The organism is Vibrio tapetis subsp. quintayensis, assembly GCF_030409945.1.
Classification (GTDB): domain Bacteria; phylum Pseudomonadota; class Gammaproteobacteria; order Enterobacterales; family Vibrionaceae; genus Vibrio; species Vibrio quintayensis.
On record NZ_JAUFQV010000026.1, the window covers coordinates 287,032 to 302,167 of the forward strand.

Consider the following 15,136-nt stretch of genomic DNA (forward strand, 5'->3'; position numbering starts at 1 on the left):
TGTTTACCTATGAGTAAGTAGTCGTGAAAAGCCAGTGACCATGTCACTGGCTTTTTTAATGGGCCTTAACTTGGCAAGTTGCGTCAATTAAATAAGAGATGGGCGTAGCGTTTTTAGTGTAGATGTTCAGTGTGATTGGCAGTTGTTCTTCTCCGAAGCGAAAGTTTTGATGAGAATTCGGTGAACTGGTCATCGTGAGAGAATTCCCATCACTGGTTTTCAATACCACTTGGCCTGAAAACGTGGCGCTAGTGAGAGAGATAAGTACCTTGTTATTCGCAAGTGAACATTGGAGGCTTGGGTCACTCATTATATTTTTCGCGGATTGGTTGCCACTAGCTAGCGCACTCGGTTGGACAATACTCCAGGAAAATAAAGCGGCGCAAACGGCCGCTTTGATTAATGGAAAGTTCATGATTAGTTTTGAACCAATACTAACGTATTGTTACTTGAGGCAGCACCGTAAGTAACGTTTGCAATATCAGTATTATTTTGAGTAATCGTGACATTATTCATAAATGAAGCACCAGAGACATTAACGTGAATTTCTGCATCACTACCCGTTTGCGTTGTCATGATGGTGTTGTCATTACTTAAGCCTATAATATCGACATCTAGAACATTATCTTGTGAGTTAGATGTTCTTACAATAGAGGTGACCGAGTTACCGTCACCTGTGATATCGACATCAAAGACGTTATCATTAGTCTGATGACCACGAGCGGTTAGGCTAACGGTGTTACCATTTCCGGTCGCATCAACGGCAAAGTTATTTCTGTTCGTATTGTTGCTACCTTCGACTGAGGTCGTAATGGTATTGCTATCACCCGTTACGTTTAATACGGCGACGTTATGATCAGAATAGTAACCGTCAAAAGTGGAAGTGGTGGTGTTTAAGTTACCGGACACAGTCGCTGTTGCTTCATTTAAGTAAGAGTCATTAAAGTCTACGTTTGAAGTGTTACCATCTCCTGTTTGAGTAACTGTGAATTCATTCATCCATGCACCCGCATCAGAAACGATGTAGGTTTTATTCATTTCTCCAGTTTGCATGATTGTACCGTCATTATCATCACCATTCGTCATTTGGATACTGACGTAATTACCATCTGCTGTTGCTGTGCCCGGTGAGTTTTGAGTGACGGTAATATCCGAATCGACTTCACCTTGTAGGTTATAGTCAATTAAATTGCCTGCAAATGCACCACCTGAGATCATTGCAATTGATACCGCTAAAGCTACCTTTTTCATGTTAACGTCCTTTTTGAACTATAAGTTCTTCATGTCTTAAGATAAACGCCGACTACATTGGTTATTGTTTGATGTAGATACCACGGCTCATGTTGTTGATAACGAGAATTTCGTCACCACCGGTTTGTGTAATGTCATAGCTGGCCTGACCAGAGTCATATACCTCAGCAATATTGTCATTACCTGTTTGATTTATGCTCCACTCACTAGAGTGATTAGATTCACCAATACAGTTACCATTTAGATGTTCGCATTGTTTCAAAATCGCCAGATTATTATGACCAACCTGGCTAATGTATCCTTTGTGATCGACACCCCACTGCTCAATGATGGCGATATTATCGCTACTGATGGAATCAACATTCCCTTGCTCTATCATTGCCGTGTTGTTAATGCCTTTCTGTTTTACCGTTGCCTTACTATTTATTGAGTTGGTTTGAGTCACGCCTGCTGCATTACTGTTCCCTCGTTGGCGAACAATGATGCGGCCATTTTCGGATGCAATGACTTCAACATCCGCATAGTTAGTGGTTGTTGCGAGATCTGATATTGCATCGAGATCATTAAAGCTGTCAGACGGGTTAAATTCTTCTAGCCCTAAGTCGGATATATAGCCTCTTGCTTCACCACCTGCAAATGTTGTAGTAACAAATAGCAATGCAAATGAACCAAAACTTCCCACGATTGTTCTGTTTAGTTTATTTAGCCTGATGGTCATTTACTTACCCTTATATTAAATAAGCGATGTCTGTGTTTGAGTTAATTATGTTTTGTGATGAACAGAACGACAATAAACTTTGTTAGTAAATAAATAGTTTATTTCTGAACTTTGTAAGGATTAGCAGTGGTTAAATTAGCACTCAATGATTATTTTACCTTTTTTGCAATAAACTTAAGTATTAGGTGTGTTAGCTAAGATGTTGATTGTAATGGAATGATTTTCTTGTATTGCATTTTCTTAAAAGTGATACAACTAATAATTGAGCTATTGAGAATACAAACTATAAGAGAAATAGCGTGTAGAATTATCGAGAGTTTCAGTGTGAGTGAATACACATGGGATATATTATAGAAAATAAAAAGACTAATGCTAATACCTTAGCTTTTGTTCTTTTATTAATTTCATTCTCATGTTCAGGGGATGGAAATAAACCGATTGAAGACAGTAAACCCATTGAAAATGGGCCAAGTCTAGAGAGTAAAGCACAGCAATTTTCCGATTTTTCAGAAGTGGGTGGTTTGATTATTGATCGCACGATGACGCGGTTTGGTGAGGATTTCTACTCAAACTTTTCGCAGCTTCTCAATGACCGGTATGACAATTTAGACGAAAACCTGACGGTGAGTGAAAGACCAACAGCACTTTCTGGCAGCATTATTAGTATCCATCATCGAAATAAGCTCATCTATAGGACGGCGTTATCTCCTGGTAGAAGGCAAGCGGAAGAAAAAGCACAACAAGCACTCAGAGCGGTTAACGCTCATATCATAAGGTGGGAAGCAGAGCGTTTGTTTCAAGACACCTTCGACCTAGAATATGACGAAATATAGCGAGGCAGGGATGAAGTTCTCAAAGATTTTAGTCGTGAGTTTGGTATCCATTTTTTGTGTTTCATATGGTCATGCTACCGAACTGACATATACACCGGTTAATCCAAGTTTTGGTGGTAACCCGCTTAACACCTCTCATTTATTTGGTGTAGCGAATGCCATTAATGATTACAAAGGGCCGACCAGTGATTCCAGATTGACCGAACAAAGTGCGTTAGATCGCTTGGCATCTAGCCTGGAGTCGCGGTTGATCAGCCAATTATTGGCTGATGTCGGTAATGGCAATACAGGCCAATTAGAAACCGATGACTTCTTTCTCAATATCGTGGATGAAGATGGGACCTTACTGGTGCAGATCGTAGATAAAGCCACCGGTGAATCGACTGAAATTCAGGTTTCGGGCCTAACCCCAGACTTATAAGGATAGGAACAATGAAAGGGATTATTTTAAGTATCTGTCTGGTGTTTTTATCCGGTTGTACTGCGAGCTTAGCCATTCCAGAGGCCGATAAGGCACCAACGTTAATGCCTAGGGGAGCCACCTACCTCGACTTAGTTTCTCTGCCTGTTCCTAAAGGTAAGATTCTGGTGTCGGTGTACGACTTTCGCGATCAAACGGGCCAATATAAACCTCAGCCAAACAGTAACTTTTCTACTGCGGTACCTCAGGGAGGAACAGCCTTGCTGACTAATTCCCTGCTTGATTCAAATTGGTTTGTGCCGTTGGAACGTGAGGGGTTGCAGAACCTGTTAACTGAGAGAAAGATCATTCGAGCCGCGCAGAAAAAAGACACCAGTGTAAATAACCATGGTAATAGTTTGAGTTCGCTCAGCTCTGCTAACATTGTTGTCGAGGGAGGGATTGTTGCCTACGATTCCAACATCCGAACAGGCGGTGTCGGTGCAAGGTATTTGGGGATAGGTACATCAGGCCAATACCGTACAGATCAAGTTACCGTTAATTTAAGAGCTGTGGATGTTCGAAGTGGCCGTATATTATTGAGCATCACAACCAGTAAAACGATCTTCTCACATGAAGTGAGTGCTGGAGCCTTTAGGTTCATTGATTACAAAGAACTGCTTGAAGCGGAACTCGGCTACGCCCATAACGAACCCGTTAATATAGCGATGATGTCAGCCATTGACGCCGCGGTGATCCATTTAGTTGTCAAAGGCATTCAAGCAGGCTTGTGGAAGCCCCAAGCTGAGAATTATGAGAGTGACCCTATCATCCAGCGTTACGTTAATCAAAAACGCCAAATATTATAAACACTGGTGATGAAACAGTAGCCGCTCGTTTTGGCCTGACAGAGAACCTAAAAAACCCGAAATACATCATTTCGGGTTTTTTAGGTTCTCTGCATTATGGTATTACACAAACTCTTCGCTGCCGATGTTGTCTTTGACCCATAGAAGAGCCTGTAAGCGGTTTTTAACGTTAATTTTCTTAAAAGCGTTATGAAGGTGTGTTTTAACGGTATTTTCGCTTACAAAGAGCTTATCGGCGATTTGAACGTTCGATGCGCCACTGCCAAGTAGCTTGATGATTTGTTGCTCTCGCTTCGTCAGTTCCAAATAACCGGAGCTGGTACTGCTTTGTTCTCGCTTCCGGTAAAAATGAATATATTGATGGGTGAGCTTTCTGCTTAACCAAAGTTCACCTCTTCGTATTTTTTCCATACCATTGAGTAGGTTTTCTAACGTATCTTCTACGTTGAATACCCCGACTAAGTACTTCCAACGAATGGCGTCTTTGCATTCAACTTCACAAGGACAATTAATCAGCACCACATTAACGGAATGTAGAGTGGGGTGGGCGCGAAGTATCTTATCAAGTCGGTGATTCTTACAGCTAGAAATATCAACAATGATCAGTTGAGGAGAGTGTGTAGAGGAAAGGAAAGATGCTTCTGCCACTTTCTCTGGGCACAGTAATTTGACGCTTAATTGAACTTCTTTTTCTATCGATTCTTTTAGCAGTGTTGATTGTAAATTATTCTCTGCTATAAAAATCGCTTGGATCTCATTATCAACACTAACGTTCATGCCAATATCCTATAAGCCAACCAAAGTGAGAGGTTAATTTATTCCTTCTAATCATAAGGTCAAGTCCTTATGCATATAGATATCTATGTTGATTTACAAATTATTCATCGTAATCATCTGCTTACATTGACAATCTCAATATTAAGAATAGTGATGAATTTATGGGGTCAAACTTTATCAAAAAAAAACCCTCCGAAGAGGGTTTAGATATACGAATTAGATGGTGTGCCTATACACCGACTTCTTTGTGAAGCCTGCGACATGCTGCGCCATCACTGTGGAATAGGTGGCAACGATGAGCCGGGATACCAATCATGTACTTTTCACCAGGCTCTACCGTTAGCGTATCTTGTGCTCGGTAGATTACGTCTGCATCTGCGCCTTCAAGGTTTAGGTAAACTTGGGTTTCGTTACCCAGCTTTTCTACCACCATGATTTCACCTTCAATGGCTGCATCACCAACTTCTGTTGAAACAATATGTTCAGGACGAATGCCCATAGACATACGGTCGCCTTTGTTGACGGTCGTGCCATCAACAGGGATCCAGAATGTGCTGCCGTTAGAAAGCTGAACCATGACACGCTCACTTTCAACTGCTTCAATGAACACGCTGATGAAGTTCATTTTTGGAGAACCAATAAAGCCTGCAACAAAACGGTTTTCTGGGTAGTGGTACAGTTCCAGTGGCGCGCCAACTTGAGCGACATAACCATCATCTAGTACTACAATTTTGTCGGCCATGGTCATGGCTTCAACCTGATCATGAGTTACATAAATCATGGTACAACCAAGCTGACGCTGCAGTTTGGTGATTTGGCTACGCATTTGTACTCGAAGCGCCGCATCTAGGTTAGATAGCGGTTCATCTAGCAGAAATAAGTTAGGTTGCGAAACAAGAGTACGTCCAATAGCAACACGCTGACGTTGACCGCCTGATAGTGCTTTTGGCTGGCGTTCAAGCAAGTGACCTAGTTGTAAGATTTCAGCCGCGTGAGAAACACGTTTGTCTATTTCAGCTTTATCTGCTTTCGCTAATTTCAGGCCAAATGACATGTTGTCGTATAGGTTCAAGTGTGGGTACAGGGCGTAAGATTGGAACACCATACCAACGCCACGTTTAGACGGTTCAACGTCATTCATGCGTTCTTCACCAATGTAAAGATCGCCAGACGTAATATCTTCTAAACCTGCGATGCAGCGTAAAAGTGTTGATTTACCACAGCCAGATGGGCCGACAAAAACAACAAATTCGCCTTCTTTAACTTCTAAGTCAATGTTCTTGGAAATCAGTACGTCGCCGTATGCTTTACTAACATTTTTTAACGTGACACTCGCCATTTAGCTTGTCCTCGATCTATTTTTTTTAAGCCGTTACTGTCGACATTATATGATTGATTTTTGTGACAATAACAGTAGGAAACAGTCAAATAAGAAAAAAAGTGGGTGATGCTAAGAAAAATAGGTTAGTCATCACCCACTTTAGCCAATAGTCATTTACATTTTCCCTCGCCACTATTTAAACGTACTCCCCCGTACAGATATACCACACGTTTAAATAATACCTAATGTAAATGCTCGGCCTTTAAAGTTCAGCTGCTAGGCGCTGATATAAGGGTTCACTCTACCAAGCAGATAAGGAACATCGCATGCTTGGGTTTACATCCATCATTGGATGACTGAATTCTGTAATATTGCCCGTTGAAGTTCATCCTCCTAGGCAAAAATAACTGAGGGGGAGTAATGGGGGAGGAGGGGGTTAGAGGGTATTTCGAGGCACTTCAAAAAAAATCGCCGCCTTTATGTGCTCTTCATCACATATTGAGTTGGTTTTGTGATCTGCTTCGATAGATGGCTCGATTTAGATCACGAAACTGTCTCATAATCCATAGGGCGTAGAGTTTAGGAGGATGAGCTTGAAGCCAACATTTTAGATGATTACAGTCGAAATTCGGCTTCGACTTGGTTTCATCAGGTTCTTAACCCAACTGCAGTACTTATGGGTTATGAATGCTAATAACGAGAACTCGCTAAAACTGAATGCCCTACATCAATATAAAAAGGATATAACAATGAGAAAAGCTCTAAGCACTATTGCGGTATGTACGTTAACGGCCTTAGGTTCTTTCGGTGCAAACGCAGCGATCGAAGAAGGTCAACTAACTATCTGGATTAATGGTGATAAAGGCTATAACGGACTTGCTGAAGTAGGTAAAAAGTTCGAAGAAGATACAGGTATTAAAGTAACCGTAGCGCACCCTGATGGCCTACAAGATAAATTCCCGCAAACAGCGGCGACGGGTGATGGTCCAGATATCGTATTTTGGGCACACGACCGCTTCGGTGGCTACGCAGAATCGGGTCTACTAGCAGAAGTGAACCCTTCTAAAGAAATTAAGCAAGGCGTGGTTGATTTCGCATGGGATGCAGTAACTTACAAAGGTAAGTTAGTGGGTTACCCAGTAGCGGTTGAGTCTCTGTCTCTTATCTACAACAAAGATCTTGTGCCAAACCCACCTAAGAACTGGGAAGAAGTAGAAGCACTTAACGCGAAACTTCAGAAAGACGGCAAGACAGCAATCATGTGGAACCTAAAAGAACCATACTTCACATGGCCTCTAATGGCAGCTGACGGTGGCTATGCGTTTAAATATACATCTGAAGGTTACGATGTGAAAGACGCTGGTATCGCTAAACCTGGTGTTAAAGCCTCAATGAACTTTGTAAAAGGTCTTGTTGATAAAGGCGTTATCTCTGCCGATATGGACTACTCAGTATCTGAATCAGAGTTCAACAAAGGCAACACGGCAATGACTATCAACGGTCCTTGGGCGTGGGGCAACATTGAAAAATCTGGCATCAACTACGGCGTAGCAACACTGCCTAAGTTCAACGGTCAACCTTCTAAGCCATTCGTTGGTGTACTAACGGCTGGTATCAGCACGGCGTCACCTAACCAAGACCTTGCAGTAGAGTTCATTGAAAACTACCTATTGACTAACGATGGTCTACGTAAAGTAAATGATGATAAGCCACTAGGTGCAGTTGCTCTTAACTCTTTCCAAGAAGAGCTAGGTAACGACAAGCGTATCGCAGCAACGATGGATAATGCACTGAACGGTGAAGTTATGCCAAACATCCCACAAATGAACGCATTCTGGAGCTCAGCTAAGAACGCAGTAGTAAACGTGGTAGATGGTCGTCAAACAGTAGATGCAGCATTAGCTGACGCTGAAAAACAAATGACTAAGTAATCTCCTGATTACTTGTTAATAAGCTTTACCCTTTTTAGGAGGGGGTAACCCCTCCTACTTTTTTATTTATTATTTCGCTAGTAGGTTCTTCTATGCAGTCAGTTCAAGGCTCAGACGCTATTAATGCAGCCCCACCTAAGGCCAGTAAGCAGGTATTTATTAAATGGTCTCTTCTGTCGACGATTGGCCTCGTCAACGGATACGCAAGTGTATTGATGTACGCTCGTGGAGAGCTCTCTTTTGCATTGTTAACCGTTGTTCTTACCGCACTTGCTCTCTATATTTTTGGCAGTAAAAAGACTTACGCACACCGTTACATTTACCCTGGTGTTGCTGGAATGATTTTGTTCATTCTGTTTCCTTTGGTATACACCATAGGTCTTGCATTCACGAATTATAGTGCTAAAAATCAACTATCCTTTGACCGGGCTCAATCGGTCTTGTTGGATCAAACATTCCAAAGTGGTGACAGTTATCCGTTCACCCTTTATAAAACTGATGGCGGACACAAAATTGCTATCAAAGATGGCGACAACCTGCTCGTCACCAAAGATATTAACTTGGCTAACGTCACTGACTTGACGCTCGAGTTAACACCTGTTTCAGAGGTGACTGGCGAAAAAGAAAAAATCAAAGCCATCGTGCAGAACCGTTTAACCATCAGTGGCATAGATTTACATAAACCCGATGGTAAAAACGTTCGTATGAGTAGCTTGCGTAAATTTGCTGCCATAGCGCCGCTTTATACGCTGCAATCCGATGGTGAAACACTGATCAACAACAGCACGGGCGATACGCTTAAACCAAATATGGACGTTGGTTTCTATCAAACCGTTGACGCTAACGGCGAGTTTGTTGGCGAAACTACCTCTCCTGGGTTTGTGGTAACGATTGGAACGGCCAACTTCGAGCGAGTTTACAAAGATGATGGTATCAAACAGCCATTCATCAGCATCTTTATTTGGACGGTTTTATTTTCGGCTATTTCAGTTGGTTTAACACTGGTTATCGGTCTCGTGCTAGGCAGTATCGTACAGTGGGAAGAGCTAAAAGGCCGTGCAATTTACCGTGTGCTTTTGATCCTTCCTTATGCGGTTCCATCATTTATCTCTATCCTAATCTTCAAAGGTTTGTTTAACCAAAGCTTTGGTGAAATCAATATGTTGCTTCAAGCCATCTTCGGTATTAGCCCGAGTTGGTTCTCAGACCCAATGTTAGCCAAGCTAATGGTTATCATTGTAAACACATGGTTGGGTTTCCCTTACATGATGATCCTTTGTATGGGTCTATTGAAGGCGATTCCTGATGACTTGTATGAAGCGTCTTCTATTGATGGCGCGGGTCCGTTCAAAAACTTTATGAACATCACCGTTCCTTTGATGATCAAGCCGTTAACGCCACTACTGATTGCGAGCTTTGCGTTTAACTTTAACAACTTCGTGATGATCATGCTGCTTACCCAAGGTGGGCCAAACATGATTGGTACATCAGAGCCGGCAGGTTACACCGATCTATTGGTGAGCTATACCTACCGTATTGCATTTGAAGGCAGTGGTGGTCAAGACTTTGGTCTGGCAAGTGCTATTGCAACACTTATATTCCTATTGGTTGGTGGTCTTGCATTGCTTAACCTACGATTCACCAAACTGTCTCAAGATTAAGGAGCACTACGATGCCAATGGTACAAGGGAAATCGCTCAAATACAGAGTTTGGGCAACACATATCGCACTATGGTGTTTCTTATCACTGATCATCTTTCCATTGTTGATGGTCGTGGCAATTTCATTACGTGAGGGTAACTTTGCAACAGGTGAATTGATTCCATCGAACCCATCTTGGGATCACTGGAAACTGGCTCTTGGATTTTCAGTGACTAACGCTGATGGCAGCATCACACCACCGCCGTTCCCAGTATTATTGTGGCTATGGAACTCGGTAAAAGTAGCAGGCGTTACGGCCATTATTATTGTTGCGCTATCCACGACATCAGCTTACGCGTTTGCTCGTATGCGCTTTAGCGGAAAAAGTGCCATTCTAAAGGCAATGATGATTTTCCAGATGTTCCCAGCCGTACTTGCTCTGGTTGCTCTGTATGCGTTGTTTGATAAGTTAGGTCAGTACATACCGTTCTTAGGCTTAAACACGCACGGTGGCTTAATCTTCGCTTATTTAGGTGGTATTGCACTGCACGTATGGACGATTAAAGGCTATTTTGAAACGATTGATAATTCACTAGAAGAAGCCGCCGCACTTGATGGCGCAACACCTTGGCAGGCATTCCGTTTGGTATTGCTACCATTGTCGGTGCCTATTCTAGCGGTTGTGTTTATCTTGGCGTTTATCGGAGCGGTTACAGAAGTTCCAGTTGCTTCCTTGCTTCTTTCTGATGTTAACAACTATACTCTAGCTGTGGGTATGCAACAGTATCTATATCCTCAGAACTATTTATGGGGTGACTTTGCCGCAGCCGCTGTACTTTCAGCACTACCAATCACATGTGTGTTCTTATTGGCACAACGTTGGTTAGTTGGAGGATTGACAGCAGGTGGCGTTAAGGGATAATAGAGATTGCGGTTTCGGCCGCATCTAACAATAACAATAGTATTCGCTTAGCACTTTTTGGTTTGGCCGCTGACTTCGCTAAGTGGAATGCACACATATTTTTGGTTATGCATAGCTGGCTGTTAGCCTTGTTCTTTATGAATTGTCTAATAGTTCTTGTAACGGAACCCAAGCGAAAGCTTGGGTTTTTTATGCCATAAGCAAAGTGGTATAGAAGAGAACAGATATTAGCTATCTAATTTTTATTAAGCATCGATTATCGAACTTGTGTGCGGCGCAGATCAAATAAATAACCATAGCTAGACTATGGTTACATCAAGAAATGCTGCTTGAGTAGCAGTTAGCGGTAGGCTAAATTTGTTCTAAGTTGGATGGTGCACAGCCCAAGTGACGCATTAAAACGTACAAGCTTTCATGTTCAAGTGCGACTTTGCGAAAGAGATCAGCAAACACCTCGTCTCCACCAAAACAGGCTTGAATGTAGTGATTGATTTCAAGGTCTGCATAACCCTCGACATACATACTTCTCACCCACTGGTATTCCACAGACTTAAGGTTTTTGATGGTGCTATGGCTAAGGGTGGTCGACGTAGTCATGCTTTCGAGCTTCGATATCTATTTCAATCCAAGGATTAAAACAAAGATTGATGAAAGAAAAATGACACTGGAGAAAAATAGCGATTAGCTATTTGTTTTTAGGCAGAATAATATCGAGCGCTTTGGTTCTTTTTGTTAACGCTTCTAAGTCGGTTAAGTAAATCTTTCCTCGTGCTAATGTGATTTCTTGGCTGCTCTCGAGTAGTTTTAATACTTCATTTAAGCGTGGGCGAGAAATGCCTGTAATGATACTTAGCTGCTTCTGCGAGACTTTTATTTCAGGTACGCTGCCTTTAATGGTTTTAGACCGATTTAGTAGGTCGAGTAGAGCGGAAACAATGCGAACTTCTTTGTCGTGCAATGACGCGACTTGGGCGGAAATCCAGATCTTTTGCGTATCCAGCGACCCATAATATAACCACTTATAAATAAAAGGGTTCGATTCAGCCAACTGTTCAATCTTGTCTTTTTGGAAAAAAAATAGCTCTAGTGGTTCAATTTCTTCAAAAGCCGCACGCATAAACTGCTGGCCCATCATGACACCACCCCCGATCCATAAACCGTGGCTCAATATTCCCGAATTCATGCTGTTAGGACCTTCAGGAGAGAAAGCAATTGCCACGATGCCTTTGCGGACGTAATACACACCACGTCGTTGATTTGTCAACTCGGATCGATTAACGAAATGTGCGATGCCTGTAATTGGCTTTACAATACTCATTAATTGAATTTTGGTTTGCTCATCTAGCTCGCAGGGCCAGAGAATATCAACATGATTATGGGACAAGTTTGCACCTAGGTGGGGTGATTAGATGATCATTTTAGAACAAATGATTTCCTAGGTACAAGCTCCTAATGTGGACCACGTGAATAATCTTATTTAACGATCGTTACCTGAACAAGGGCTGTTACATTAAATGGACACGGGTTGTGCGAGTCCGCGGGCACTTGGGGTTAATCTATTTTCACACAGTTGAGCAAAGTCATGATTGGATAAAGGCTTAGCCAAAGCATAGCCTTGTAAGATGTCGCAACCCATGCTGGTTAACTGTTTAGCTTGAGCGAGGGTTTCTACGCCCTCTGCCACCACGGTTAACCCTAGGTTTTTGCTGAGGTCAATCACACACTTCACCGCAGCCATGTGTTTTGTGCTTTCCAGCATGTCGGCGACAAAGGTTTGGTCGATCTTTAATTCAGTAAATGGGCTACTGATGAGCTGCGTTAGGGATGAATGCCCGGTACCAAAGTCGTCTATTGAAATGGATATGCCATGCATTCTTAAACGGCTTGATGACTCCAACGAAGAAACCACATCTGGGCTAAGCTCTATCTCAGTAACTTCCAAGGTAAGCTTGTTCGCTGGGAAGCGAGCTTGCTCTAAAATCGCTAGAACACGTTGACTGAAATCTGATTGAGCGAGATCGGACGGTGTGACATTAACCGAAATATTAAGATACCACCCTGCTTGGTGCCATAGATTCGCTGTCTCAACGGCGTTACGTATCATCTGGCAGCAAATAGGGTAGCTTAGCCCTAGTTCAAATAGGCGGTCTAAAAACAGTGCAGGAGCTAAGTAACCATGCTTAGGGTGACGCCAGCGGATAAGCGCCTCTGCCCCAACTAGCTCGTTGCTTTCACCATGAAAATGCGCCTGATAAAAGGGTTCGAACTCATTTGCAGCAACCGCATTACGAATTTCTTCATCTGAAATGAAAACGCTTTGTGCATGGGTATTATGAGTGTTACGGCATTGCGCTTGGGCCCAGTGTAATACGTCGCCAATTTGGCTACGAGAGATGGGTTTCTCTAGGTTATTCACATGCATCAAGCCTGCTGATTTGGCCATCTCAACAACCGCTCTTTGTACATCTTGCGCTGCACTGCTAATGAACACCACAATGGCCGTTGGATCGAATGCGGCCAATTGGCGAGTAAATTCGACGCCATCCATCTTGGGCATGATTAGGTCACAAAAAACGATATCAGGTTTTACTTGATGAATGAGCGATAGTGCATCTTCACCGTTTTGAGCGCAGTGGATATCAGCATCGGTTAAAGACGCGATTATGCTGCTCAATATTTTGCTCTGGAATAGGTCGTCTTCCACAATCAAAATGGAAGAAAACAACGAATCAGATGGGCTAAGAGGCATGTTGAATACTGAGCTCCGTTAGTTCGAGTTTCTTAGATAAAACAAGGGCAATACGACGATATTCCATATTATGCTCATACGAGCTGCCCACTAATTTTGCATGACATCGCATCACTAACTCGGAGACTTGGCGACGGTTCCAGCCTAAAGGCCATGACTTGGTTAACGCACCCATCAACAAAAACGGTATTTCTAAATCGTTGAGCGATGTGGGCAATGCTTCAACCAGAATATGAATCGCTTTTTCATAGTGAGACTGCTTGAGTAGGGAGTGGCTCTGCTGTTTCACTTCAATCAATTTTTGGGTTTGGATTTGCAAACGGCTGCGCCATTGAGATAGGGCATGTTGTTGCAATTGAATCAACACGGCCTGACCTTCTTCATTATGGCCGTGAATGCCCTTGTCGAGGGTTGCTTGCCATTGATCCTGAAGCTGAACATGAACTTGCTGATACTTGTCATTTTGCTTAAGTAATTGATACACCTTAAGTTGCTCAACCAGTTCAAGGGGCGACGGAATGTGGTTTTCGTGCTCTACGCAGTATTGCTCATAATCACCTATGAATTGTTTTGCATTGGCCAAATTATTACGAATGATGTAGCCACGAGAGAAAACCAGTAACTCGAATGGCTTGTAATCCAGTTGGTTGAATCGCTTGCGCCAAACTTCACACCAGTTTGCGACCTGCGCCAGGTTCTTAGTTGGGTCGACCTGAGCGGTATCGAGGAGTAACGATGCGCCGAGCAAGTACATGTCCGTTGACTCTCGAAAGGAGAACTTAGCGCTGCCTATCATAGTTTTTGTTGATTGTAAGGCAGCGCCAAATTCTAGGCCAATAAGCTCCAAGTAGACTTTCTGCCAATGCCGTTGAATGACTTTTGGTGAACAGGCTACCGCGATGGTGCTGTGTTCCAGCGCAGTTTGGAAATCTTTGAGTTGTATGGCGATATCGCTATTGAGTTGGCTGACTTTCGCTTTATAGGTGGCGTCTTTTTCTAGGGTGCTGAGCAGGTACGAAGCTTCTTTGAACTGTCTTTTCTTGAGCGAAATTTTGGCCAATTCGTAGTGAGCAAATGATTTATCGCTATTGATCATGCTGATGAGGCAATTGCCTGCTAAATCAACATCGCCCATCTGAATGTGGGCCTGCGTTTTTATCTGCTGAGCGAGCAGCGTGCTTTCTGAGTCTCGAAAATAGGCTTGTTCTACCAATTCCAAAACTTGCGGATAATCTTTTTTACGAAGCGCAAGCAACATGTCAGACAAAGACTTCTTTTTGTGCATAAAAATTGGCAAGCGTTCTTTTAATGTCACGTAGTTAAGTGGTTTCAGCAGGTACCCATCGGGCTCTAGTTCTGCGAATCCACGCACCACATCTGGCGTGCCGTCCCCAGTGACGATCACAAGTGAGCAGTTTGCAGGGAGTAATTGTTGAGATTGAAGTTGGTCAATCAGTTGGTAACCGTTTGCTTTTTCACCCAAATTGTAATCACAAAGCACTAACTGAAATGCATGCGTTCGCGCTTTTTGTAATGCTTCGTGAGCATCATTGGCAAAGTGCAAGTTCTGAACTTGGAAGCCGAGCTTTTGCAACATGCCCTTAGCAGCGGTGCGATACATTGAGCTGTCATCAATGATTAAAACAAGATCAGATTGGAAATTCATAGCTCTGGGTTACCGTATTTTAGGTGGCGGCATTGTGGCTTAAGAATGTGATCGTGTC

15 protein-coding genes are annotated in these 15,136 nt (G+C 42.8%); 6 read left to right on the forward strand and 9 right to left on the reverse strand.

All coding sequences use genetic code 11. The features are described from left to right. Positions 1-55: 55 nt before the first annotated feature. From QWZ04_RS11895 to QWZ04_RS11905, 3 genes are all read right to left on the reverse strand, one after another. A complete protein-coding gene (locus tag QWZ04_RS11895) occupies positions 56-415 on the reverse strand; it encodes a hypothetical protein (protein ID WP_290328244.1) in 360 nt (119 codons plus the stop codon). A gap of 2 nt (positions 416-417) precedes the next feature. Further along, positions 418-1,251, reverse strand: coding sequence for a hypothetical protein (locus QWZ04_RS11900; protein WP_290328247.1), 834 nt, complete (start codon positions 1,249-1,251; stop codon positions 418-420). A 61-nt stretch (positions 1,252-1,312) separates the two neighbouring features. Further along, positions 1,313-1,969: a hypothetical protein gene (locus tag QWZ04_RS11905; protein ID WP_290328248.1), complete on the reverse strand. Its 657-nt coding sequence runs from the start codon at positions 1,967-1,969 to the stop codon at positions 1,313-1,315. A gap of 338 nt (positions 1,970-2,307) precedes the next feature. On the opposite strand from QWZ04_RS11905, the gene QWZ04_RS11910 reads away from it, so the two are divergent. From QWZ04_RS11910 to QWZ04_RS11920, 3 genes are read left to right on the forward strand one after another with little or no spacing between them, the layout of a single operon-like run. Next, the gene (locus QWZ04_RS11910; RefSeq protein WP_290328250.1) at positions 2,308-2,802 is read left to right on the forward strand and encodes a curli production assembly/transport protein CsgE; all 495 of its coding nucleotides are present in this window, start codon (positions 2,308-2,310) and stop codon (positions 2,800-2,802) included. A 10-nt stretch (positions 2,803-2,812) separates the two neighbouring features. Beyond that, positions 2,813-3,223: a curli assembly protein CsgF gene (locus QWZ04_RS11915; protein WP_290328253.1), complete on the forward strand. Its 411-nt coding sequence runs from the start codon at positions 2,813-2,815 to the stop codon at positions 3,221-3,223. Positions 3,224-3,234: 11 nt separating this feature from the next. Beyond that, the gene (locus QWZ04_RS11920; protein WP_290328255.1) at positions 3,235-4,071 is read left to right on the forward strand and encodes a CsgG/HfaB family protein; all 837 of its coding nucleotides are present in this window, start codon (positions 3,235-3,237) and stop codon (positions 4,069-4,071) included. A 102-nt stretch (positions 4,072-4,173) separates the two neighbouring features. On the opposite strand, the gene QWZ04_RS11925 is transcribed toward QWZ04_RS11920, so the two are convergent. Both QWZ04_RS11925 and malK read right to left on the reverse strand, forming a co-directional pair. Continuing rightward, complete coding sequence (locus QWZ04_RS11925; protein ID WP_290328256.1) at positions 4,174-4,848, reverse strand: LuxR C-terminal-related transcriptional regulator; 675 nt, start codon at positions 4,846-4,848, stop codon at positions 4,174-4,176. Between the two features lie 229 nt (positions 4,849-5,077). Next, complete coding sequence (gene malK, locus QWZ04_RS11930; RefSeq protein WP_290328258.1) at positions 5,078-6,187, reverse strand: maltose/maltodextrin ABC transporter ATP-binding protein MalK; 1,110 nt, start codon at positions 6,185-6,187, stop codon at positions 5,078-5,080. A gap of 731 nt (positions 6,188-6,918) precedes the next feature. Between malK and malE the strand changes: the two genes are divergently transcribed. The 3 genes from malE (at position 6,919) to malG (ending at position 10,663) form a co-directional block, all read left to right on the forward strand. Continuing rightward, positions 6,919-8,100: a maltose/maltodextrin ABC transporter substrate-binding protein MalE gene (gene malE / locus QWZ04_RS11935; RefSeq protein ID WP_290328260.1), complete on the forward strand. Its 1,182-nt coding sequence runs from the start codon at positions 6,919-6,921 to the stop codon at positions 8,098-8,100. 92 nt (positions 8,101-8,192) lie between these two features. Then, positions 8,193-9,761, forward strand: a complete 1,569-nt coding sequence (malF, locus tag QWZ04_RS11940; protein ID WP_290328262.1) for a maltose ABC transporter permease MalF — start codon at positions 8,193-8,195, stop codon at positions 9,759-9,761. An 11-nt stretch (positions 9,762-9,772) separates the two neighbouring features. Further along, complete coding sequence (malG, locus tag QWZ04_RS11945) at positions 9,773-10,663, forward strand: maltose ABC transporter permease MalG (RefSeq protein ID WP_290328264.1); 891 nt, start codon at positions 9,773-9,775, stop codon at positions 10,661-10,663. Positions 10,664-11,014: 351 nt separating this feature from the next. Here the strand turns inward: malG and QWZ04_RS11950 are convergent, their stop codons facing one another. From QWZ04_RS11950 to QWZ04_RS11965, 4 genes are all read right to left on the reverse strand, one after another. Next, positions 11,015-11,260 carry a hypothetical protein gene (locus QWZ04_RS11950; RefSeq protein ID WP_290328267.1) on the reverse strand — a complete coding sequence of 82 codons (246 nt, stop codon included), beginning with the start codon at positions 11,258-11,260 and terminating at the stop codon, positions 11,015-11,017. 88 nt (positions 11,261-11,348) lie between these two features. After that, positions 11,349-12,047: a Crp/Fnr family transcriptional regulator gene (locus QWZ04_RS11955; RefSeq protein WP_290328270.1), complete on the reverse strand. Its 699-nt coding sequence runs from the start codon at positions 12,045-12,047 to the stop codon at positions 11,349-11,351. Positions 12,048-12,173: 126 nt separating this feature from the next. After that, positions 12,174-13,412, reverse strand: coding sequence for an EAL domain-containing response regulator (locus tag QWZ04_RS11960; RefSeq protein WP_290328272.1), 1,239 nt, complete (start codon positions 13,410-13,412; stop codon positions 12,174-12,176). After that, complete coding sequence (locus tag QWZ04_RS11965) at positions 13,402-15,078, reverse strand: response regulator (RefSeq protein WP_290328274.1); 1,677 nt, start codon at positions 15,076-15,078, stop codon at positions 13,402-13,404. The genes QWZ04_RS11960 and QWZ04_RS11965 overlap by 11 nt, the downstream gene beginning before the upstream one ends. Positions 15,079-15,136 lie beyond the last annotated feature (58 nt).